Below are 396 nucleotides of genomic sequence, written 5' to 3' on the forward strand. Positions count from 1 at the left end.
GGAGGTACTTGCGCAGGTTGCCGTCGAAGACGCGGCGGGGGGAGTCCATACCGACCAGCTGCCCGGTAGTGGGGGGGGCATACAGGCGTCTGAGCCAGACCCGGGCGTGTTCACGCAGTCCTGACCCGCCGCGGCGACCGGCCGCGGGTTTCGAAGCAGGGCCAGCAGCGGTGTCCTCAGTTCCAGTCTCGTCGGTGTCGTCGTCGCTGGGGGTGAGGAGGTCGCGGATCCACCCGGCGGGGACGGTGCCGTACCCGGGGACCTGACCGGGGGTCTCGTCGCCGCTGAAGAGGGCGTCGTCGGTGATCACGACCTGTACCTCGACATCAACATCCTGCGCAGTCTCTTGCCCGGTGAGGCGTTCGACGAGGGTGTCGGCCATCACCTGGCCTTTGC

General features: G+C 68.7%; 1 pseudogene. It reads right to left on the reverse strand.

Going from position 1 to position 396, the window contains the following annotated elements:
• Window positions 1–382 (reverse strand): annotated as a pseudogene (locus tag BA895_RS19375) (HNH endonuclease); the annotation flags it as partial.
• Window positions 383–396 lie beyond the last annotated feature (14 nt).

It is taken from the genome of Humibacillus sp. DSM 29435 (assembly GCF_001758225.1).
Taxonomy (GTDB): Bacteria; Actinomycetota; Actinomycetes; order Actinomycetales; family Dermatophilaceae; genus DSM-29435.